This window comes from Nevskia sp. (assembly GCF_023266035.1).
Classification (GTDB): domain Bacteria; phylum Pseudomonadota; class Gammaproteobacteria; order Nevskiales; family Nevskiaceae; genus Nevskia.
In genome coordinates, this window is the sequence record NZ_JAHFRY010000056.1 from 1 (window position 1) to 22,403 (window position 22,403).

General features: G+C 63.9%; 20 protein-coding genes. 15 read left to right on the top strand and 5 right to left on the bottom strand.

All coding sequences use genetic code 11. The features are described from left to right. From Q0D45_RS10415 to Q0D45_RS10430, 4 genes are all read left to right on the top strand, one after another. Positions 1-209, top strand: a 209-nt coding sequence (locus Q0D45_RS10415; protein ID WP_293392273.1) for a hypothetical protein, incomplete at its 5' end; no start/stop codon positions are given. Positions 210-451: 242 nt separating this feature from the next. After that, on the top strand, positions 452-1,069 hold the full coding sequence (locus Q0D45_RS10420; protein ID WP_293392276.1) for a hypothetical protein: 618 nt from the start codon (positions 452-454) through the stop codon (positions 1,067-1,069). Positions 1,070-1,173: 104 nt separating this feature from the next. Then, positions 1,174-1,338, top strand: a complete 165-nt coding sequence (locus tag Q0D45_RS10425; RefSeq protein ID WP_293392279.1) for a hypothetical protein — start codon at positions 1,174-1,176, stop codon at positions 1,336-1,338. Positions 1,339-1,429: 91 nt separating this feature from the next. After that, on the top strand, positions 1,430-2,224 hold the full coding sequence (locus Q0D45_RS10430) for a M90 family metallopeptidase (RefSeq protein WP_293392281.1): 795 nt from the start codon (positions 1,430-1,432) through the stop codon (positions 2,222-2,224). Positions 2,225-2,237: 13 nt separating this feature from the next. Here the strand turns inward: Q0D45_RS10430 and Q0D45_RS10435 are convergent, their stop codons facing one another. The 3 genes from Q0D45_RS10435 to Q0D45_RS10445 form a co-directional block, all read right to left on the bottom strand. Beyond that, positions 2,238-2,924, bottom strand: a complete 687-nt coding sequence (locus Q0D45_RS10435) for a glutathione S-transferase N-terminal domain-containing protein (RefSeq protein WP_293392284.1) — start codon at positions 2,922-2,924, stop codon at positions 2,238-2,240. A gap of 62 nt (positions 2,925-2,986) precedes the next feature. After that, complete coding sequence (locus Q0D45_RS10440) at positions 2,987-3,832, bottom strand: redoxin domain-containing protein (RefSeq protein WP_293392288.1); 846 nt, start codon at positions 3,830-3,832, stop codon at positions 2,987-2,989. A 34-nt stretch (positions 3,833-3,866) separates the two neighbouring features. Beyond that, entirely contained in the window at positions 3,867-4,544 is a 678-nt protein-coding gene (locus Q0D45_RS10445; RefSeq protein WP_293392291.1) for a TetR/AcrR family transcriptional regulator, read from the bottom strand. A gap of 46 nt (positions 4,545-4,590) precedes the next feature. On the opposite strand from Q0D45_RS10445, the gene Q0D45_RS10450 reads away from it, so the two are divergent. Further along, positions 4,591-5,208 (top strand): hypothetical protein, encoded by a 618-nt coding sequence (locus Q0D45_RS10450; protein WP_293392294.1) that lies wholly within the window; start codon positions 4,591-4,593, stop codon positions 5,206-5,208. On the opposite strand, the gene otsB is transcribed toward Q0D45_RS10450, so the two are convergent. Together otsB and Q0D45_RS10460 are read right to left on the bottom strand one after the other, a co-directional pair. Further along, the gene (gene otsB, locus Q0D45_RS10455; protein WP_293392296.1) at positions 5,198-5,968 is read right to left on the bottom strand and encodes a trehalose-phosphatase; all 771 of its coding nucleotides are present in this window, start codon (positions 5,966-5,968) and stop codon (positions 5,198-5,200) included. The two genes, Q0D45_RS10450 and otsB, sit on opposite strands and share 11 nt — an antisense overlap. A 46-nt stretch (positions 5,969-6,014) precedes the next feature. Further along, positions 6,015-6,305: a hypothetical protein gene (locus tag Q0D45_RS10460; RefSeq protein WP_293392298.1), complete on the bottom strand. Its 291-nt coding sequence runs from the start codon at positions 6,303-6,305 to the stop codon at positions 6,015-6,017. A 107-nt stretch (positions 6,306-6,412) separates the two neighbouring features. Here Q0D45_RS10460 and Q0D45_RS10465 point away from each other — a divergent pair, with 107 nt between their 5' ends. The 10 genes from Q0D45_RS10465 to Q0D45_RS10510 form a co-directional block, all read left to right on the top strand. After that, on the top strand, positions 6,413-6,934 hold the full coding sequence (locus Q0D45_RS10465; RefSeq protein WP_366946411.1) for a lipid-binding SYLF domain-containing protein: 522 nt from the start codon (positions 6,413-6,415) through the stop codon (positions 6,932-6,934). Between the two features lie 131 nt (positions 6,935-7,065). Further along, on the top strand, positions 7,066-7,236 hold the full coding sequence (locus Q0D45_RS10470) for a DUF1328 domain-containing protein (protein ID WP_293392302.1): 171 nt from the start codon (positions 7,066-7,068) through the stop codon (positions 7,234-7,236). Positions 7,237-7,436: 200 nt separating this feature from the next. Next, entirely contained in the window at positions 7,437-7,637 is a 201-nt protein-coding gene (locus Q0D45_RS10475; RefSeq protein WP_366946412.1) for a CsbD family protein, read from the top strand. 266 nt (positions 7,638-7,903) lie between these two features. Continuing rightward, entirely contained in the window at positions 7,904-9,454 is a 1,551-nt protein-coding gene (otsA, locus tag Q0D45_RS10480; RefSeq protein ID WP_293392308.1) for an alpha,alpha-trehalose-phosphate synthase (UDP-forming), read from the top strand. Positions 9,455-9,622: 168 nt separating this feature from the next. Further along, positions 9,623-12,568 (top strand): alpha-1,4-glucan--maltose-1-phosphate maltosyltransferase, encoded by a 2,946-nt coding sequence (locus Q0D45_RS10485; protein WP_293392311.1) that lies wholly within the window; start codon positions 9,623-9,625, stop codon positions 12,566-12,568. 1 nt (position 12,569) lies between these two features. Beyond that, positions 12,570-15,935, top strand: a complete 3,366-nt coding sequence (gene treS / locus Q0D45_RS10490; RefSeq protein ID WP_293392313.1) for a maltose alpha-D-glucosyltransferase — start codon at positions 12,570-12,572, stop codon at positions 15,933-15,935. A gap of 151 nt (positions 15,936-16,086) precedes the next feature. Beyond that, positions 16,087-18,306 carry a 1,4-alpha-glucan branching protein GlgB gene (glgB, locus tag Q0D45_RS10495; RefSeq protein WP_293392316.1) on the top strand — a complete coding sequence of 740 codons (2,220 nt, stop codon included), beginning with the start codon at positions 16,087-16,089 and terminating at the stop codon, positions 18,304-18,306. Beyond that, positions 18,303-20,441 (top strand): glycogen debranching protein GlgX, encoded by a 2,139-nt coding sequence (gene glgX, locus Q0D45_RS10500; RefSeq protein ID WP_293392319.1) that lies wholly within the window; start codon positions 18,303-18,305, stop codon positions 20,439-20,441. Before glgB ends, glgX begins: the two co-directional genes overlap by 4 nt. After that, positions 20,438-22,207 carry a malto-oligosyltrehalose trehalohydrolase gene (gene treZ, locus Q0D45_RS10505; protein ID WP_293392322.1) on the top strand — a complete coding sequence of 590 codons (1,770 nt, stop codon included), beginning with the start codon at positions 20,438-20,440 and terminating at the stop codon, positions 22,205-22,207. Before glgX ends, treZ begins: the two co-directional genes overlap by 4 nt. Then, positions 22,204-22,403 (top strand): alpha-amylase family glycosyl hydrolase (locus Q0D45_RS10510; RefSeq protein WP_293392325.1); only part of this gene is annotated, 200 nt, incomplete at its 3' end. The genes treZ and Q0D45_RS10510, both read left to right, overlap by 4 nt.

Below are 22,403 nucleotides of genomic sequence, written 5' to 3' on the forward strand. Positions count from 1 at the left end.
CGCCTTCACGGACCAAGATGACGGCGGCGACCACCGGCGAAGGCCCGGGCGGCTTCCGGCTCGGTGATCGCGTACGCCACGCGAAATTCGGCGAAGGCACCATCCTGAGCTTCGATGGCGATGGCGATCGCACCCGCATCGAAATCAAGTTCCGCGATGCCGGCACCAAATGGCTGATGCTGTCGTACGCCCATCTCGAACGCGCCTGATCGGCGCAGACAACGGATGGACCGAGACGAAAACCGCGTCTGCTGTCCGCAAATCAAGTCTGAATTCCACTTCCGATCGCCCGGAAATTGGACAACTGTGCACGTATGAATAGACCGCTGGACCTGAACACGGCGCAGGTAGAAACTCCGGACGTTCGCACGGCAAACATGCTGGCGAACCCGATGGCGCGCGGGCATTCGGCGGGCCATGGCTTTTCTCCATCCATGCTCAGGGGGCAACAATGAACATTCGCAAACGCTTGTATTCCACTGTCACCGTCGTTTTTGGCCTGGCAGGCCTGTTCGGGGCGATGAGCGCCCAGGCTGCGCTTTTTGATCCGAAACCCGATTGCAACTTCGGCGGCGCTTTTGAGCCGATCGTGCTTCCGAACGCCGTCCTCAGCACCAAGATCAGCGGCATCTGCCTCCTGTGCGGCATAGACGGTGCGGCCAATGTCATCGATCGGAACCGCACCAGCTTTGCAACCTTGCGGACCACGGTGGGCGTGTTGTCCGCCGTGTCCCTTTCGGTAACGGATACCAGCACCCGTTACGTGGCGGGCCCGCTGTCGCCGCGGCGCGTCGGTTTCGCCGTGCGCGATATCGACAAGCTGCTCAGCCTTGACCTGCTGCGCGGGGCAAAAGTCACGACCAGCCTCAACGGCGTCGACCGGCAGGAGTTCACGGTCAACGGCTTGTTGAAGCTCGACCTGTTCGGCCTCCTGAACAAGATGGACTTTTTCGTTCTCGGCGGCGTGGCAACGCAGGACTTCGACGCTGTCCGCATTAGCTTCGGGTCGGTGGCGCGCGCGCTGACCGAACTCAGGGTCTACGGGGCCTGCGTACAGAGCCAGAGCTGAGGCATTTCAATTCCGGCGGTCGCGCCTCGCTCGTTGCGTCTGCACGCAACGAGCGAGGCTGTGGCGGCTGAGCGTGCACCTCGCTCTTACATGATCTTCAACGCATGAACTTCACCGTCATCTGGGTCCTGGCGCTGGTCGTTGTACTGATCGTCGGCCCGTTCGCGACCCTGCGTGCGGTGTCGCACTACAAGGCGCGGCGTCTTGCGAAGCCGAAGGACGACAAGCCCGACGACGAAGATCCGAACAAGCCGACCGGCTTCTGGTGATCCGCTTCCAGTAGCGGAGCAACTCGCTGCCGCTTGATTGTCGGCAGTGCTGCACCCATGTCCCGGTGATGAGCAAAGGCACCGGGCGGCAATGAACTGGACCGAGGGCTATATCGGCTTCGGCATGGCCGTGTTCGCGGCCGTGCTGTGCGTCAATTACTGGCGCAAGCGGCAGGCGCGGCGCAGTCGCGAGCTGGCGCCGTTCCCGGCACCGTGGCGCGAGCTACTGAGCCGCCGTCTGAAACTGCTCGGCCGCCTGAGCCCAGAGCAAAGGCGCATGCACGAACGGCGGGTGATGGAATTCCTGGCCGACATCCGCATCAAGGGCTGCAACGATTTCGTCGTCACCGAAGAAGTGCGGGTGCTGATCGCCGGCTACGCTTGCCTGATGCTGCTCAGGCCCGATGCCTACGTATTCCGCGGCCTGCGTACGGTGCTGGTCTATCCGACTGCGTTCTGGGTGCGCCATCACGAACCCGATGCGATCGGCCTGGTCAGCGATGAGCCGGAGCTGCGCCTCGGCGAATCCTGGAACGGCGAGCGCGTGGTGCTCAGCTGGGAAGATGTCGAAGCCGCGCTCGCAGGCGATGCCGTCAATGTGCTGGTCCACGAGTTCGCCCATCAGCTCGACGCCGAGAACCCGGATACCGAAGGCGCGCCGCTGCTGGCGGATTACGGCCGCTGGTCGAAAGTGATGAGCGCCGAATACAAGGCGCTGGAACAGCGCTCATCACAGGTGATCGACGACTACGGCCTCGAAGGCCCGACCGAGTTCTTCGCGGTGGCGACCGAAGCCTATTTTCAGCGCGGCACCGAACTGCGGCTGCTGCATCCGGCGCTGTATGGCTTGCTGCGCGACTACTACCGGCTCGAAACGTCGGACTAGCCCTTGTCTGGCCTCAAGCTGACTTCGCGCCGGTGACCAGCATCGACTGCGCCATCTTCGTCAGCTCTTCTTCGGACAAGCCGAAGCTGATCGGCTCGGGAATGACGATGCCACGCTGCACGGCCGGGCGGGCACGGATGGTTTCGATCCAGCGCTGCAGGTTCGGCAGATCGGCAATGTTGACGCCAGCCCAGAAGTGGATCGATGCCCAGCTCCAGTTGGCGATGTCGGCGATCGAATAGTCGCCGCAGAGGAATTCGCGGTCGGCGAGCCGGGTATCGAGCACCTTGTACAGACGCTTGGTTTCGGTCTGGTAGCGCTCGATCGCGTAAGGAATCTTTTCCGGCGCATAGCGGAAGAAGACGTTGGCCTGCCCCTGCATCGGGCCGAGCCCGCCCATCTGGAACATCAGCCACTGGATCACTTCGGATCGGCCACGGCGATCGCTCGGCAGCAGGCGGCCGTACTTCTCGGCGAGATAGATCATCAGCGCGCCGGATTCGAACACCGCGAAATCGCCTTCATCGCGATCGACGATCGCCGGAATGCGGCCGTTCGGATTGATCTTCAGAAAATCTGCCGTCTTCTGGTCGCCCTTGGACAGCGACAGCGCATGCAGCGTGTACGGCACGCCCAGCTCTTCAAGCGTGATGGAAGCTTTCCAGCCATTCGGCGTCGCCGAGGTGTAGAGGTCGATCATTGTTCAACTCCAACGAGGGGCCATTCAAGAGATCAAGCCGCCGTCGCAACGGCGGTACCGTTTCAGACGATCGCGTGACGATCGAGCACCGAAAAGAACGTGGCGGGTTCCGGCCGGACGCGATAGTTGTCGGTGAGGTCGCAGAAGATCAGGCGGCCACCCGGCTCGGTGATGAACACCGTGGGCCTCGGCACATCGGAGCCATAGCCCAGCGCCTGGAAGCCGGCCGGCAGACCATCGACAACCTTGATGCCAAGTGTTTCAGCGGCGCGGTTATCGGCATCGGTCATGAAGCGCATCGGCGCGTCCATCTTCTTCGACAAGGCCTGGCTGTTCGCTTCCGGCTGCGGGCTGACCAGATAAACCTCGACGCCGCGGCGCGCCAGTTCCCGATACTGCGCGGCGATCTCCTGGATCTGCGCCACGCACAGCGGGCACCAGTTGCCGCGATAGAAGATCCACAGCGCCGGCTTGGCAACCAGCTCCGCGGTACGGAAGCGGCGACCTTGCTCGACCAGCTCGAAGTCCGGCAGTTGCGCGCCTCCGCTGAGCGCGGCATTGCCGGCCGCGCCGAAACGCGAGTACCAGAACACGTAGACCAGCGAACCGGCGACGCCGACCGCCAACGAGATCAGCACCGGCGTGGCCGCGAGCGACCCGGCCAGCGCCACGCTGATCCCCGCGCCGACGACACCGGCGGCAATGAGCAGATTCAGGTTGCGCGAAGTCCGCGCCCGCGGCTTGAGCATGATCTGGGAGAAGAACAGCGTCGGCCCGGCGCAGGCGATCGCCGTACCGAGCCAAGGCGAATGCAGCCTGCTATCCGCCAGGGCCAGCAGCGCCGCGATCAAGCCGGCGACACCCGCCATCAGATAACCGGTGATGAACAACGATTTCAACAGGTTCATGGGACGCGCTCCCTGGTTCGCACTACGTCTTGTTTTAGTCCAGCGTTCGCAAGGCCACGCGCACGATGTCGTCGAGCGCGGCTTTTGTGGGTTTCGATTTCGCCGCCAGGTTGATCCCTGACAAGGTGTTGACCAGAAAGCGCGCCAGCGCCCGCGGGCGTTCGGCGCGGCTGATGGTTCCGTCGTCCTGGCCACGCTTCACGGCGGCGGCCAGCGCGTTCTCCAACTGCTGCACCACAGCCTGCGCAGCCGCGAGCACGACGGGATCATGCGGCGCGATTTCGGTCATGCAGTTGTTGACGAAGCAGCCGCGCTGTCCCTCCTGGGTCAGAGCGACAGCGGCCACCGCTTTCAGCGTTCTTTCGATTTCCGCCCGGCCAGCATCAGGCTTGGCAAGCGCGCCGATCGGCCCTTCCATCAATGCGCGTCCGTAACAGCGCAGCGCTTCGACGACCAGCTCGCGCTTGTTGCCGAAGCTTTCGTAGAAGCTGCTCTTGCTCAATTCCGTCGCCGCCAGCAGCTCGTTCAGCGATGCCGCGTTGTAGCCCTTGTGCCAGAACAGATCGAGCGCACGCTGGACCACCTGCTGTTCATCGAACTCTCTGGGACGAGCCATCTTGGAATCGAATTCTTGTTCTGGACTGATCGGTCCATAATCAAGCGAGCGCTCAATGCTGTCAAGCATCGGCTGATCGCAATCGGCGTTGGGCACTGCGCTTGCAGCTTGAGCGCCTCCCCAGGCAGAAGCGGCCGCACTCATGAACATCCAGACATCGAATGTCGTTGTGCGGCGGACTTCCCCCCTCGCGATCACCGCCCTGATCGTCACCGCCTTGCTGCTCGGCTGCGGCAAATCGGTGGAGCCCAAGCCGACGGCCACCGACTCCGGCAAGGTCCGCACCGAGCTGAATGTCGGCTACAGCCTGCTGTATCAGCAGGCCGATGGCATTCCGAAGATGAAGTGGATCCTGATGTTCAAGGACAAGGGCAAGGAACTCGATCAGACCACCACCGGCATGATGGAGTATTACAAGCAGTTGGCAGCATCAATGGAACAGCTTGCCGCGAAGAATCCGGCGCTACGCCTCGATGCGGTGACGATGCCGGAAATACTGGTCGACACGCGCAAGGCAATCGGTGTCGACATGGCCAAGGATTTCGCGCCACTGGTTGGCAATACCGGGCACGAGTTCGAGCGCGAGTTGGTGCTGATGTTCTACAACGCGCTCGACGAGCAACGCCATCTGGTCGGCGTGATGATCGAGCGCGAACCTGAGTCCGGGTTGAAAAGCTTTCTGGAAAAGACCAAGACGCAGCTGGAAGGCAAGCGCGGCAAGCTGGAAGAGCTGCTGAATCGCCGCTACTTCAAGCGATAAGCCCGCTGACGATCAGCTGTCCGCGCAGCCAGACCAGCACGGAAACCGGTGTCGCCAATCGCCATTGCGCCTGGCTGGCGCCGGTGCCGACCTTGATGCCGAACCCGCCCTGAGCCTGTACTTCGCGGATGCCATCTTCATCGGTGCGGTCATCGCCGACGAACACCGGGATGCGGCCCCGGAACGGCGGACTGGACATCAATGCGCGCACCGCAGCGTCCTTGCCGACACCATGATGGCGAGCCTCGAACACGCATTTGCCGCTGATGATTTCCAGACTCTGATCTCCGGCATTGACGACTTCGTTCACCATTGCAAACAGCTCGTCTTGCCGCTCCGGCGCCTGCCGGTAATGCACGGCGACCGCCGCCCGCTTGTCTTCGATCCAGACCTGGGCGTCACCGGCAAAGCGCGCTTGAAGACGCGCCGCAAGGTCACCGAGTGTCGCCACGTCCGCGGGCGGCTGCAGCGGATCGTGACGAAGCTCCGCGCCGTGGATGCCGGCCGCGCGCATCTTCAGCGGCGCGAGAAAGTGATCCAGCGATTCCAGACTGCGCCCGGTGACGATGGCCAGCGCGCCATTCAGCCGCTGCTCCAGCACCGCCAGGGTTTGCCGCAACAGTGCCGGCACGATGATCCGATCCGGATGATCGGCCAGCGCTACCAAGGTGCCGTCGAAATCGAGAAACAGCGCGTGCTGCGCCGTCAGCGCTGGCGGCTGATTGGGCAGCTCGGGCAGATCGGCTTCCAGCTTGATCAAGACGCTCCCGGTGCGGTGGTGACAAGCGTCAGCCATAGAGGAATTCTCAAGGGCGCACGCGATCGACGACGGCAACGGCCAACGGCAGACCGAGCAGCGAAATCATCAGATAGACCAGCATGTTGGTTCTCCGGGTACAGGCCAGATTGACGCAGCCTGCATCCGCTGAGGGATACGGCAATGGCCAGCAATGAGCATTCCCCGTGCCCGGGCTGAAAGCAGGCCCTGCCCGTACATAGCCGGCATTTTCTACACGGATAAACACATCGCTCGGTAATTCCGGAGCCGATGGAACGCCGTGATCGCCGTCATGACCTCGGGAATGGCAGTTGCTCATTCCCCATTCAAGAGCTTCACCCGCATGGGCACTCCACACCATGCCTTCATCACGCGAGAACTGACATGAACATCCAGAAAAATATCCTGCTGCCCGTCGTCACTGCGATGGTGCTTGCCACCGGTGCCTTCGTCGGCGGAACGGCCGTTGCTGCCGCCACCGCCGAAGAACTGAATCAGGACGGCGAGCGCGCGCTCAAGGCGCTGTACAAGACCAACCCGACGGCCGAGAAGCTTGCCAAGGAAGCCAAGGCAGTGCTGGTGTTTCCGAACATCGTCAAGGCCGGCCTGGTGTTCGGCGGTTCCTATGGCGAAGGCGTGCTGACCAAGGGCAGCACCGTTTCGGGCTACTACAACTCGATCTCCGCGTCATGGGGCCTGCAGGCTGGTGCCACGACCTATGGCTATGCGCTCTTTCTGATGAGTGACGCCGCGCTCAAGTACCTCGACAAATCCTCCGGCTGGGAAATCGGGACTGGCCCGGCCGTGGTGGTGGTGAACGAAGGCGCTGCCAAGAACATCTCGACCTCGACCGTTCGCAAGGATGCCTATGCCTTCATCTTCGATCAACAGGGCCTGATGGCTTCGCTGAGCATCGAAGGCACCAAGATCACGCCCATCAAACGTTGATCGGGCGCTGTAACAGTTGCAGGAACGCTGCGTGCTGAGTGTTGGCTGAAGCTGCTGAAGCATGCAGATCGATGCACACGATGACTATTAACCAACCGACGCTGGACTGAAGACTGAAGGAGGATGGATTCATGTTGAATTACGCAATCGTATTTCTGGTCATCGCGCTGATTGCCGGCGTGCTCGGCTTTGGCGGCGTTGCAGGCACGGCAGCCAGCATTGCCAAGGTCCTCTTTCTGGTCTTCCTGGTCCTATTCGTTGTTTCCCTGATCAGGGGCCGGCGTCCACGTCTGGATATCTGACCGGATATTGCAGACCTTCAAGAAGTAGAGAGCAGCACTTTTTTCCTCATTCCACATTTCAAGAAATTCCATATTTCGAGAAATAGACACTCAAGGAGTTACAGATGAGCATGAACAAAACCGCCAATGCCACCAAGGATGTTGTTGATGACGCCGCCTCCAGCGCCGCCGCCGACAAGGCCAAGGGTCACACCAAGGAAGTGATCGGCAGCATCAAGGCCAAGGTTGGCAGCCTGATCGGCGACAAGGAGCTGGAAGCCAAGGGTCACGTCCAGAACGCCGAAGGCAAGAAGGATCGACTGAAGGGCGAGATCAAGGAAACGATCGAAGACGTCAAGGACAAGGTCAAGGCCGGTGTCGAAGTCGTCAAGGAAAAATTTACCGGCTCCGACAAGAAGTAGTCGTCGGCAGTAGCCCGGTGAGTCCGAAAAGGCCCCGCTTGCGGGGCTTTTTCTTGTCCGGCGCAAAGCCATTCTCGCCATTTCCAAGCTTGCATACGTCCTTCCAGCCGGCTTCAACGGGATCAAGGCCGGCCGGCGGTGCCTGCAGGCACGATAACTGAGGCCTTGTGTGCATCCAGCCTGCGATTCGCCCTGTCGTTCGGCGGACTTCAGTGACTGGATCGGCCTTTCCAGGCGTCACAAGAGGCACGAATGATTTGATCCGCATGACCGACATCGTCGATACACCCACCGAGCCCGAAAACGAAGCACCGGAACGCGGCCTCGATGCCGGCACGGCCGAGCCCACCGAAACGGCAGGCGAGGACATCGTCACGCCGCTGCTGGCTGCAGGACTGCTGCCGGAGCCGCGCCGCACGGCAAGGAAGACAGCGCTGGCGCGCAAGCAGCGCCTGGTCGCGGTATCGAATCGAGTGGGGCCTGTGCGTTCAGCATCGCGCGCCGGTGGGCTGGCAGTGGCGCTGGTCGATACGCTGCGTGAAACCGGTGGCCTGTGGTTCGGCTGGAGCGGCAAGATCGCCGACGAAGGTGCGGTGCGAACCGAGCGTTCCAGCGGCATCACCACCGCCACCCTGGACCTGAGCCAGGATGAATTCGACGAGTACTACAACGGCTTCGCCAATCGCTGCCTGTGGCCGCTGTTCCATTACCGGATGGACCTGACCGCCTACGATCGCCGCTTCTACGATGGCTATCTGCGCGTCAATCGGCGCTTCGCCGATGCCCTGGTGCCGCTGCTCAAGTCGGACGATCTGCTCTGGGTGCACGACTACCACCTGCTGCCGTTCGGTCAGGTGCTGCGTGAACTCGGCGTGCAGCAGTTGATCGGCTTCTTCCTGCACATTCCCTTCCCGTCGCGCGAGGTGCTGGCGACTTTGCCGCACCACCATTCGCTGGTGCGCGCGCTGTTCTCCTACGATCTGGTCGGCTTCCAGACCGAGGCTGACAGCGGCCGTTTTGTCGATTACGTGCTCAACGAAGTCGAAGGCTCCTCGCTGGTCGGCGACGTGCTGCATGCCTTCGGCCGTAACGTCCGGGTCATGGATTTTCCGATCGGCATCGATACCGGCGAGTACGCCAGCTTCACCAATACCGAGGATGGCCGCCGCCAGACCGAACGCGTGCGCGCCGCCTTGCGCGGCCGTGCACAGATCATCGGCGTCGACCGGCTCGACTACACCAAGGGCCTGCCGGATCGCTTCATCGCGTTCGAGCATTTCCTCGACAACTATCCGGAGGCGCATGGCCGGGTCGAGCTGCTGCAGATCGCGCCGACCTCGCGGGGCGAAGTGCCGGAGTACGTCAACATCCGCGAGCAGCTCGAACAGGCGGCGGGGCGGATCAACAGCCGCCACGCCGAAGTCGACTGGACGCCGATCCGCTACATGAATCGCACGGTGTCGCGACGCGCACTGGCCGGCCTGTTCCGCGCCAGCGCCATCGGCCTGGTGACGCCGCTGCGCGACGGCATGAACCTGGTCGCCAAGGAATACGTCGCGGCGCAGGATCCGCAAGATCCCGGCGTGCTGATCCTGTCGCGCTTCGCCGGCGCTGCGCAGCAGATGTCCGCCGCGCTGATCGTCAATCCCTACGATCCGGTCAGCGTTGCCGAGAACATCAACCGCGCCTTGCAGATGCCGTTGGCCGAGCGCCGTGCGCGCCATCAGACACTGCTCCAAGGCCTGTACGACGAAGATCTCGCGCATTGGCGTCAGCGCTTCGTCACCGCGCTTTCAGAGGCCGCTGCGACGCGCTGAACTGGGCCGGCAATCTTTTCGAGCCCTCATCGGCAAGAGCTGCGCCGACACGCGCTTTCGTCTTGTAATTTTTATCAGCGCGCGCGAAAACGCTTTCTACAAGCTAGCGACAGGCCGGGCACGGCACTTGTTGTTACCTGGACACACTTCAGTCGATCCAGGGAAAACATGCTCCAAGCGACGCCAAAATCGACCGCAGCCGCAGAAGTCGGGACGCTGCCCGCCAAGTCGCGGACCCAGCGCTCGTCTCGCGGCGCGGCGCTTGCGCCGGCTTCGGTGTATTTCCTCGACGTCCTCAGGGCAGGCTCGGCTCGGGAGTGGCCGGTACTGTTCGACCGCTGCGCTGCACTCGGTTGCGATGCGGTGCTGCTGTCTTCGCCGTTCGTGGCCGATCAGCTGCTGCCGGCGCAGGGCACCGATGCCGAGCCGGCAACCAAGATGCTGGCGCTGCTGGTACAGGAAGCGCAGCAGCACGGACTGTCGCTGTATCTCGATGTGCCCCTCGATCGCGCCGCTGCCGGCAGCCCGGTGGCCGTTGAACACGCTGACTGGTTCCGCGTGCCCCCGCGCGTTGACGCCGCCGCTCTCGACCCGCGCCGCGCCGCGCCCCCTGTCACCACGCTGGAACTGAGTGCCGCGCCGGCGCAGTTGCCGGCCGTCACCCGTCACTGGCGTGCGCAGCTCGGCATCTGGCTGGACACCGGTGTCGCCGGCTTCCGGCTGGCAGCACCCGCTCGCTTGCAGGCGCTGCAGCAGGCGCTGATCGGCGATCTGGCCGAGCGTGCTCAGTTCATCGACTGGCGACCGGCTTCACTGCTGCGCGCCGGCCTGCGATCCAACGATCCGGCCGTGACCATGCTGGCGCTGCTCGATGGTCCGCTCGACCAGATCGGCAGCGAGGCGATCGGTGACGAGATGCTCGAATGTGCCTGCTGCCAGGTTCGTGCGCTGGCCGCCAGTTCCAGTCATGGCGTGATGCTGCCGATGGATTTCGGCCGCGCGGCGCTCGACGCCGAAGGCCATCTGCGGCCGACCTCGCTGCTTACCGAAGCGCTGCAGACGCCAGCGGAGCCGAAGGCCCCGAATGGCGAGAAAGCCGCCAAGGCGAGCCTGCTGGCAAGGCGCGCCCAGACCAGGGTCAAGGTCGACGCGGCGCTCGCGGCCCGGCGCATCGTCATCGCCAATCTGGAACCGAGTATCGACAGCGGCCGCTATCCGGCCAAGCGCGTGGTCGGTGACAGCGTCGTCGTCGAAGCCGATGTCTTCACCGACGGCCACGACCAGCTCGCCGTGAATCTGCTCTGGCGCCCGGTGGGTGCCACGAAATGGAACCGTTCGGTGATGCAGCCGCTTGGCAACGATCGCTACCGCGGCCGCTTCAGCTTGCCGGCGCTGGGCCGTCATGAATTCACCGTCGAAGCCTGGCGCGATGCCTGGGCGAGCTTCCGCAGCGAGCTGCGCAAGAAGCACGGCGCTGGCCAGCGCGTCACCGTGGAGATCGACGAAGGCAGACATTTGATTGAAGCGGCGGCCGAGCGCACCAAGAAGCCGCTCGCCGAGCCGCTGCGCAAACTGGTCGAACGACTGGCAACCGCCAACGAGCGTGATCGCATCGAGCTGCTGCTCGATCTCGATACCGCCACCGCGATGGCCGCTGCCGATGACCAGCCGTTCGCCACGCGCCTGGAACCGGGTGCCGAGATCGATGCCGAGCGCAGCGCCGCGGCGTTCGGCGCCTGGTACGAAATCTTCCCGCGTTCGATGAGCGGTGACACCAATCGTCACGGCAATTTCGACGACGTGATCGCCGCATTGCCGCGCATCCGCGACATGGGTTTCGACGTGCTCTACATGCCGCCGATCCACCCGATCGGCAAGACCAACCGCAAGGGCCGCAACAACACGCTGACGCCTTCGCCGGATGATCCGGGCAGCCCGTATGCGATCGGTTCGCCGGACGGCGGCCATGACGCCATCCATCCGCAGCTCGGCACGCTGGAGGACTTCCGCCGGATGCGTGATGCCGCTGCCGCGCACGGCCTCGAACTGGCGCTGGATTTCGCGATCCAGTGCTCGCCGGATCATCCCTGGCTGAAGGACCATCCGGAATGGTTCGCCTGGCGTGCCGACGGCACCATCAAATACGCGGAGAACCCGCCGAAGAAGTACGAGGACATCGTCAACGTCGACTTCTACGCGCCGGGTGCGAAGCCAGGGCTCTGGCAGGCGCTGCGCGACGTGGTGCTGTTCTGGGTCGGTGAAGGCGTCAACATCTTCCGCGTCGACAACCCGCACACCAAGCCGCTGCCGTTCTGGGAATGGCTGATTGCCGAAGTACGCGGCCAGCATCCGGAAGTGATCTTCCTCGCCGAAGCCTTCACCCGGCCGGGGCCGATGCTGGAACTGGCGAAGGTCGGTTTCTCGCAGTCCTACACCTACTTCACCTGGCGCAACACCAAGGCCGAGCTGACCGAATATCTGAGCGAGCTGAACTCGCCACCGCTGCGTGACTGCTTCCGCCCACATTTCTTCGTCAACACGCCGGACATCAATCCGGTGTTCCTGCAGAACTCCGGCCGCCCCGGCCATCTGATCCGCGCCGCACTGGCGGCAACGCTTTCCGGCCTCTGGGGTGTCTATTCCGGCTTCGAGCTGTGCGAAGCGCGGGCGATTCCTGGCAAGGAGGAATACCTCGATTCCGAGAAGTACCAGCTGAAAGCCTGGGACTGGCAGCGAGCCGGCCACATCACTCAGGAAATCACGGCGCTGAACCGCATCCGCCGTGAAAACCCAGCACTCCATTCGCAACGCGGTCTGGAATTCCACACCGCGCTGAACGACCAGATTCTCTATTTCGAGAAGGCGACGGAAGACCGCGACAACGTCCTGTTGATCGCCATCAATCTCGATCCGCATCACCCGCAGACGGCGAGTTTCGAAGTGCCGCTGTGGCGCTGGAAGCTCCCCGACGACGCGGAGCTTGCCGCTGAAGATCTGCTCGATGGTTCGCGCTTCGTCTGGCGTGGCAAGACCCAGACCCTGCGGCTAGCTCCGGCCAAACCGTACGCCATCTGGCGCGTGCGGCCGGTCCACACCCATCAACAGGGAGCCTGATATGGCACTTGGCAACGCACCTCCGCTCCAGCATCAACCCGCCCATCAACCAGACGGGCAACCGGCGCTCAGCAATGATCCGCTCTGGTACAAGGACGCAGTCATCTACCAGCTGCACATCAAGTCCTACTTCGATGCCAACAACGACGGCGTCGGCGATTTCGCCGGCCTTGAAGCGAAGCTCGACTACATCGTCGAGTTGGGTGTGGACACCATCTGGCTGCTGCCTTTCTATCCCAGCCCGCGCCTCGATGATGGCTACGACATCGCCGACTACCGCGGCGTGCATCCCGACTACGGCAACCTGAAGGACGCCAAGCGCTTCATCCAGGCTGCCCATGACCGCGGCCTGCGAGTGATCACCGAGCTGGTGATCAATCACACCTCGGACCAGCATCCCTGGTTCCAGCGGGCGCGCAATGCGCCGAAGGGTTCCAAGTACCGCGATTGGTACGTGTGGTCCGATACCAAGGAAAAGTATCTTGGCACCCGCGTGATCTTCTGCGATACCGAGCCCTCGAACTGGACCTGGGACCCGGTTGCCGAAGCGTTCTACTGGCATCGCTTCTATGCCCATCAGCCGGATCTCAACTTCAACAATCCGGCGGTGCTGAAGGAAATCTTCGCGGTGATGCGCTACTGGCTCGATCTCGGTGTCGATGGCCTGCGCCTCGATGCCGTGCCCTACCTGATCGAACGCGAAGGCACCTCCTGCGAAAACCTGCCGGAAACGCATGCGGTGCTGAAAGCCATTCGCGCCGCGCTGGACGAGAAGTACAGCAATCGCCTGCTGCTTGCCGAAGCCAACCAGTGGCCGGAAGACGTGCAGGAATACTTCGGCCAGGGCGACGAATGCCATATGGCCTTCCACTTCCCGCTGATGCCGCGCATGTACATGGCGATCGCCCAGGAAGACCGCTTCCCGATCACCGACATCATGCGACAGACGCCGGCGATTCCCGACAACTGCCAGTGGGCGATCTTCCTGCGCAACCACGACGAGCTGACCCTGGAAATGGTCACCGACGCCGAGCGCGACTATCTCTGGCAGACCTACGCCAGCGACAAGCGGGCCCGACTGAACCTCGGCATCCGTCGCCGTCTGGCGCCGCTGCTGGAGCGTGATCGCCGCCGCATCGAACTGCTCAACTCGCTGCTGCTGACCATGCCCGGCACGCCGGTGATCTATTACGGCGACGAGATCGGCATGGGCGACAACATCCATCTCGGCGATCGCGATGGCGTGCGCACACCGATGCAGTGGTCGCCCGATCGCAACGGCGGCTTCTCGCGCGCCGATCCGGAACAGCTGGTGCTGCCGTCGATCATGGGCACGCTGTACGGCTTCGAATCGGTCAACGTCGAATCGCAGAGCCGCGATCCGCATTCCCTGCTGAACTGGATGCGCCGCATGCTCGCCACCCGCAAGCAGCACAAGGCCTTCGGCCGCGGCACGATCCGCTTCCTGCATCCCTCGAACCGCAAGGTGCTCGCCTATCTGCGCGAGTGGGAAGGCGAGACGCTGCTCTGCGTCGCCAATCTGTCGCGTGCGCCGCAGGCGGTGGAACTGGATCTGTCCGAGTTCTCCGGCCGCGTGCCGGTGGAGATGGGCGGCAACTCGGTGTTCCCGCCGATCGGCCAGCTGACCTATCTGCTGACCCTGCCGCCTTATGGTTTCTACTGGCTGCAATTGTCTGTCGCCGCCAACATGCCGAGCTGGTACAAGCCGGCGCCGGAACAGATGCCGGAGCTGACCACGATGGTGGTCCGCCGTGGCATCGAGGAATTGCGTGATCCCCAGCACCGCACGGCGCTGACTCAGGAAATCCTGCCGGTCTATCTGCCACGGCGGCGCTGGTTCGCGTCGAAGGACGTGGCGATCGGCACCGTGCGCATGGCCGACACCACCTTGTTGACCAGCGGCGATCGCAACCTGGTGCTGGCCGAAGTCGAGGTTGGCGATCCCGCCGCCGAAGCGCGCTACCTGATTCCGCTGGCCCTGGTCTGGGACAACGAAGTCAGCCGCCCGCTGCCGCAGCAGCTGGCCCTGGCCCGGGTCCGCTTCGGCCGCAAGATTGGTTTGATCACCGATGCCTTCTCGCTCGAACTGCTGCCGGTGGCGCTGCTCGAAGCGCTGCGCAGCTCGCAGACCGTGCTGTCCCGCGAAGGCGGCGAAGTGCGCTTCATCGGCGAGCCGGGGCTGGATGCAATCACCCTGTCATCGCCACCGGCGGTGCGCTGGATCGCTACGGAGCAGTCGAACAGCTCGGTGCTGATCGAAGAGACCGCGGTCATCAAGATCGTCCGCCGCATCCGGCCGGGCCTGAACCCGCAGACCGAGATGTCGCGTCATCTGACCACGCAGGGCTTCAAGGCGATCCCGGAACTGCTCGGCGAGATCGTCAAGCATGAAGCCGATGGCGTGCGGCGAACGATGGCGATCGTCGAACGCTATGTGCATAACGAAGGCGATGCCTGGGCCTGGACGCTGTCCTGGCTGCAGCGCAGCTTCGAACCGCTGACCCTCACCGAAGTCTCCGAGGACAACATCCGCGATGCCTTTGCCGGCTATGCGCTGACCGCCGCCGCGATCGGCCGCCGCCTCGCCGAAATGCACGTGGCGCTGGCCGCCGACAGCGACGACCCGGCATTCGCGCCAGCGCCGGCCACCAAGGCCGACATCGCCGGCTGGGTTGCCGACGTGCGCAAGGAACTGGATCAGGCGCTGGCGCTGCTCGGCAGCCGCCGTGTATGGCCGGATGCCGAAACCCAGGCCGCCGCCGGCGAACTGCTGGCCGCTCGCGAAGCGCTGTACGCAAGGCTCGACAGCTTCGAGCACCTGGCAGGCGCGATGCTGACCACGCGCATCCACGGCGATTTCCATCTGGGCCAGATCCTGGTCGTGGCCGGCGATGTCTGCCTGATCGACTTCGAAGGCGAACCCGGCCGCTCGCTGGCCGCACGGCGAGCCAAATCCAGCCCGCTGCGCGATGTCGCCGGTCTGCTGCGCTCGCTGCATTACGCGGCACTGTCGTCGGCCACCGCCCAGCCGGAAGCCGGCGCCGCGATGCCGCGCGAACGCTCGCAGCTGCGCCAGAAGCTGACCCACGAGTTCCACACTCAGGCGCAGGCCGCCTTCCTCAACGCTTACCGCGAGGTGGCAGCCGCTGCCGAGCGCAGCTGGTACGACGAGCAGAGCTTCCAGCCATTGATCGATCTTTTCCTGCTCGGCAAGGCCGCCTACGAGGTGCAGTACGAAGCCGAATCGCGCCCGGCCTGGATTGGCCTGCCGATCGAAGGCCTGCTGGCACTGGTCCGCTCCCCTGCCATTCCTGCCACCCAGGAGGCCGTCCATGCCGAGGTCTGAATCGTCATCGGAAGACACCGTCGACAAGCCCGTTGCGGGCAAGGAAGCCGCCAAGAAATCGACAGCCCGCGCCAGTCGTTCGAAAGCTGTGAAAGCGGCGTCTGAGGCTGATTCTGCTGAGACGACAGCTGTGCAGGCCAGCGTTCAATTGGTGGCCAAGCCCAGCCTCGATCAGGACGCGATCCGTGCACTGGCCGAAGCCCGCCACGGCGATCCGTTCTCGATCCTCGGCGCGCATGCCGCCGAGCGCGGCCAAAGAGTGCGCGTGTTCATGCCGGGCGCTCGCGCCGTGCATCTGCTCAGCCGCGAAAGTGATCAGACACTGGGAGAGCTATCGCGTACCGATGAATCCGGCTTGTTCGAAGGCATCCTGAGCCCGGCGCAGCCTTATCGCCTGCGGATCATCTGGCCGGGTGATGGCGAGGGCATCGAGCAGATCACCGAAGATCCTTACACCTATCCGCTGCTGCTCGGCGAAGTCGATCTCTATCTGTTCAACGAAGGCCGGCATTGGCAACTGGGCCAGCAGTTTGGCGCCCAGCCTGTGCTCATCGATGAAGTGCCCGGCGCGCGCTTCGCGGTCTGGGCACCGAACGCGGTGGCGGTTTCGGTGGTCGGCGATTTCAACAGCTGGGATGCGCGACGCCATCCGCTGCGTCTGCGCAGAGCTTCGGGCGTCTGGGAGTTGTTCGTCCCGCGGGTCGCAGCCGGTGCCGCGTACAAGTACCACGTCGTCGGCGCCCAAGGCCCGCTGCCCTGGAAAGCCGATCCGCTCGCCCATGCCACCGAAGCACCGCCGGCTACCGCGTCCCGCGTAGCGCCGGTCAGCACTTTCGAATGGCGCGATCAGGACTGGCTGGCCGAGCGTGCCAACCACCACGGGCCGGATGCGCCGCTGTCGATCTACGAGGTGCATGCCGGTTCCTGGCTGCGTCGCGACGGTAGCGACGATGCCGAGCAGACGCTCGACTGGGCCGCACTCGCCGACAAGCTGATTCCGTATGTGCAGGCGATGGGCTTCACCCATGTCGAGCTGATGCCGATCATGGAGTACCCGTTCGGCGGCTCCTGGGGTTATCAGCCGCTGAGCCTGTATGCGCCGAGTGCGCGTTACGGTTCGCCCGATGATTTCCGCCGCTTCGTCGACAGCGCCCATGCCGCCGGCATCGGCGTGATTCTCGACTGGGTGCCGGCGCATTTCCCGACCGATGGCCACGGCCTGGCGCGCTTCGATGGCACGGCGCTGTACGAGCACGCCAATCCGTTCGAAGGCTGGCACCAGGACTGGAACACGCTGATCTACAACATGGGCCGCCGCGAAGTGCGCGGCTTCCTGATCGCCAGCGCGCTGGAATGGCTGGAGCGCTTCCATGTCGACGGCCTGCGGGTCGATGCCGTCGCTTCGATGCTCTATCGCGACTACTCCAGAAAGCAGGGCGAATGGATTCCGAATGTCCACGGCGGCCGCGAGAACTACGAAGCGATCGAGTTCCTGAAGACGCTCAACACCGTGGTCAGCGAGCGGCATCCGGACGTGCTGATGATCGCCGAGGAATCCACTGCCTGGCCGAACGTCACCCGGCCGGCGAACGAGAATGGCCTGGGCTTCAGCCACAAATGGAACATGGGCTGGATGCACGACACGCTGGACTACATTCGCACCGACCCGATCTACCGCAGCTACAGCCATGACCGGCTGACCTTCGGTCTGGTCTATGCGTTCTCCGAACGCTTCGTGCTGCCGATCTCCCACGATGAAGTGGTGCATGGCAAGGGCTCGCTGCTCGACAAGATGCCGGGCGATGCCGCGCAGAAGCTGGCCAATCTGCGCGCCTACTTCGCGTTCATGTGGACCCATCCGGGCAAGAAGCTGCTGTTCATGGGCTGCGAGATCGCCCAGCCGCGCGAGTGGAATCACGACGCATCCCTGGACTGGGCTCAGCTCGACGATCCCGGCCATCGCGGCGTGCAGAGCCTGGTGCGCGATCTGAATCATCTCTATCGCGAGCTGCCGGCGCTGCACAGCTTCGACTGCGATGGCCTCGGCTTCGAATGGATCATCGGCGATGACCGCGCCAACAGCGTCTTCGCGTTCCTGCGTCGCGGCCGGGTCGGCGATGCGCCGGTGCTGGTGGTCGCCAATTTCACGCCGGTGACCCGGCACGCCTATCGCGTCGGCGTGCCGCAGCTCGGCCACTGGCGCGAGTGCCTGAACAGCGATGGCCAGATCTATGGCGGCAGCAATCAGGGCAATGGCGGCGGCGTGGTCGCCGATGCCATCGGTGCCCACGGCCAGCCGGCCTCGTTGAATCTGACCTTGCCGCCGCTGGCGGTGCTGATCCTGCAACCCTCTTTCGAGATTCCTGTATGAGCAGCAGCGCAAACCCCTTGCAGCGTGGCCGGCCATATCCACTCGGTGCGACGCCGGATCAGCACGGCGTCAACTTCGCGGTGTTCTCGGCCAATGCCGATCGCCTGCTGCTGTGCCTGTTCGACGAAGCCGGCAACGAAACCGCCCGCCTGCCGATGCCCGATTGCATCGACGAAGTCTGGTGCGCTTATCTGCCCGATGCCAAGCCCGGCCTGCGCTATGGCTATCGCGCCGAAGGCCGCTACGAGCCGAAGGCCGGCCACCGTTTCAACGTCAACAAGCTGCTGGTCGATCCCTATGCCAAACAGCTCGTCGGCGACCTGAAGCATGGTCCGGAGCTTTATGGTTATCGGCTCAACGCAGCCCGTGCCGATCTCAGCTTCAACGATGCCGACAGTGCTTCGCTGATGCCGAAGTGCGTGGTCACCAACGATCATTACGACTGGCAGGGCGTCAAGAAGCCGGACGTGCCGTGGTCGGAAACGGTGATCTATGAAGCGCATGTGCGCGGCATCTCGATGCGCCGTGACGACATTGCCGACGAGCAGCGCGGCACTTTCGCGGCACTGGCCGATCCGCGCTTCATCGATCACCTCAAGCAGCTTGGCGTCACTGCCGTGGAACTACTGCCGATCCACTTCTTCCTGAACGAGCCGTTTCTCGAAGACAAGGGCCTGAGCAATTACTGGGGCTACAACACGCTGGGCTTCTTCGCGCCGCATCCGGCGTATCTGTCGTCCGGTGATCCGAACGAGATCCGCGATGCCGTGAAGGCGCTGCACGCGGCCGGCCTCGAAGTGATCCTCGACGTGGTCTACAACCACAGCTGCGAAGGCAACGAGCGCGGCGCCACGATGTCGTTCCGCGGTCTCGACAATGCCAGCTATTACCGGCTGATTCCCGGCCAGGAACGCTATTACGTCAGCGACAGCGGTTGCGGCAACACCATGAACCTGCCGCATCCGCGGGTGCTGCAGATGGTCATGGATTCGCTGCGCTGGTGGGCCACCGCCTACCAGATCGACGGCTTCCGCTTCGATCTCTGCTCGACCTTGGGCCGCGAGCCGACCGGCTTCGATCCGAACGGCGGCTTCTTCGACGCCATCCGCCAGGACCCGGTGCTGAGCGAAGTGAAGCTGATTGCCGAGCCCTGGGACATCGGCCCTGGCGGCTATCAGCTCGGCCATCATCCGCCGGGCTTCGCCGAGTGGAACGACAAGTACCGCGACAGCGTGCGCAAGTACTGGCGCGGCGATTCCCATCAGCGCCCGGAACTGGCCGATCGCCTGCTCGGCTCCTCGGCGACTTTCAATCACCGCCGCCGCAAGCCCTGGGCCTCGGTCAATTTCATCGCCGCGCATGACGGCTTCACCCTGCACGATGTCGTCACCTACAACGGCAAGCACAACGACGCCAACGCCGAGAACAATCGCGATGGTTCGGATTCCAACTGGAGCAACAACTGGGGCACCGAAGGCCCGAGCGATGACGAAGGCATCAACGAGACGCGCGAGCGAGTCAAGCGCTCGCAGCTGACCACCCTGGTGTTCTCGCAGGGCACGCCGATGCTGCTCGGCGGCGACGAGTTCGGCCGCACCCAGAACGGCAACAACAACGCCTTCTGCCAGGACAACGAACTGAGCTGGCTGGACTGGTCGCTGCTCGACACGCCGGCCGGCAGCTCGCTGTACGCCTTCACCTCGCGCCTGCTCGAACTGCGCAAGGGCATGCCGATCCTGCACAGCCTCGACTTCCCCACCGGCGAGGAAATTGCCGACGCCGGCGTCCGCGACATCGAGTGGTTCAACACTGCTGGCGACCCGCTGATGCCGGACGAGTGGGACGATGCCGAAGGCCGCACCCTGGCGCTGCGTCGCGCCAAGCTCGGCCCGGACAACACCATGCTGGTGCTGCTGCTCTGCAACTCCAGCAACCAGGACGAAAGCTTCAAGCTGCCGCCACCGGCACTCGGCTGGCATCTGCTGATCGACAGCGCCGAAGCGACCACCGAAGTCCGGGCGATCACCGAAGACGCGCTGCTGGTGCGTGCGCACAGTGTGTCCTTGCTCAGCGCCCAGACCGGTGATGGGGAGAGCGGTCCGGCTGGCGAGGCTCCCGCGGAGCCGGCGGCATGAACGCGCCTGCCGTGCAGCGCTTCCCGTTCGGTCCGCAATTGACGAGCGAGGGGCTGGCGTTCTTCCGCCTGTGGGCGCCGAACTGCCCGGAGGTTTCCTTGCTGCTCGAAGGCGAGGAACCGCTGCCAATGAATCCAGTCCGTGCCGGCTGGTACGAAGTGCAGGCGCCCTGCGCCGCCGGTGCCCGTTACAAGTTCAGGCTCGCCGACGGTAGCGATGTTCCGGATCCGGCATCGCGCCAGCAGCAGGACGATGCCCACGGCTGGAGCATCGTCGTCGACCACGATGCTTACCCGTGGCGTCATCCCGACTGGCAGGGCCGGCCGTGGTCGGAAGCGGTGATCTACGAACTGCACGTCGGTGTCTGCGGCGGCTACAAGGGGGTCACCGCGAATCTGCCCGAGCTGGCTGCGCTCGGCGTCACCGCGATCGAGCTGATGCCGATCGCGCAGTTTCCCGGCACTCGCAACTGGGGTTACGACGGCGTGCTGCCGTTCGCACCCGCGGTCGCCTACGGCACGCCGGACGAGCTGAAGGAATTGATCGACACCGCCCACGGCCTCGGCCTGATGGTGCTGCTCGACGTCGTCTACAACCACTTCGGGCCGGACGGCAATTTCCTGCACCTCTACGCCAGCGATTTCTTCCGCGACGACCGCAGCACCGGCTGGGGCACGGCGATCGATTTCCGTCGCCGGCAGGTGCGTGATTTCTTCATCGAGAACGCCCAGCACTGGCTCAACGACTACCGCTTCGACGGCCTGCGCCTCGACGCCGTTCACGCGATCGACGATCCCGATTACCTGTTCGAGTTCGCTCGCGCGGTGCGCGGCAGCGTTGCGCCGGACAGACACATCCATCTGATCGTCGAGAACGAAGACAACTGCGCCAGCCTGCTCGAGAGCAGCGCACCGAGCTTCGACGCGCAGTGGAACGACGACGGCCATCACTGCCTGCACGTGCTGCTGACCGGCGAGCACGAAGGCTATTACGCCGATTACGCGGTGGCGCCGGCCGACAAGCTGGCACGCTGCCTGGCCGAAGGCTTCGTCTATCAGGGCGAGCATTCGGAGCATTGCGGCCGGGCGCGCGGCGAACCGAGCAAGGCCCTGCGCTCGACGGCCTTCGTGCTGTTCCTGCAGAACCACGATCACATCGGCAACCGCGCGTTCGGCGAACGTCTGCTGACCCTGTGTCGCGCCGATGCCTTCCGCGCTGCCGCTGCACTGGTGCTGCTGGCGCCGCAGATTCCGCTGCTGTTCATGGGCGAGGAAGACGGTGCTCGCGAACCCTTCCTGTTCTTCACCGATCACCACCCGCAACTGGCCGAACAGGTGAGAGTCGGCCGGCGCGAAGAGTTCTCGAAGTTCGAGGCTTTTGCCGATAGCGCCGACAGCCCGAACTTGCCGGACCCGAACGAGCCCACGAGCTTCGCGGCCTCGGTGCCGCAACCGACGGCCGAGTCCCCGCTGTGGCGCGCGTTCTACAGCAGCCTGCTGGCCTTGCGCCGCGAGCATGTGATGCCCGGCCTCGCCGACATCAGCCGGCGCGAATCCGCCGTGCTCGGCCGCGCTGCAGTCAGCACGGCCTGGTTGAGCGGCGATACCTGGCTGCGGCTGTACGCGAATCTCGATGAAGCGCCGGTGGAGTTCGAGATCGCACCGTCCGCGAAACTGCTCTACGCGAGCAGTGACGAAGCCGAAAGCGATGCCGCGAAGGGCTTGCTGATCGGTTCCAGTACCTTGCTGTTCAGCGTGCCGGCATGAACGTCCTGCGCTCGACAGTCCGCCTGCAATTCAACAAGGCCTTCACTTTCGACGACGCCAGCGCCTGCGTCGACTACTACGCGAAGCTCGGCATCAGCCATTACTACGCGTCGCCGATCTACACCGCGCGCGCAGGCTCGGCGCATGGCTACGACGTGGTCGACTTCGGCGCGGTCAACCCGGAGCTCGGTGGTGA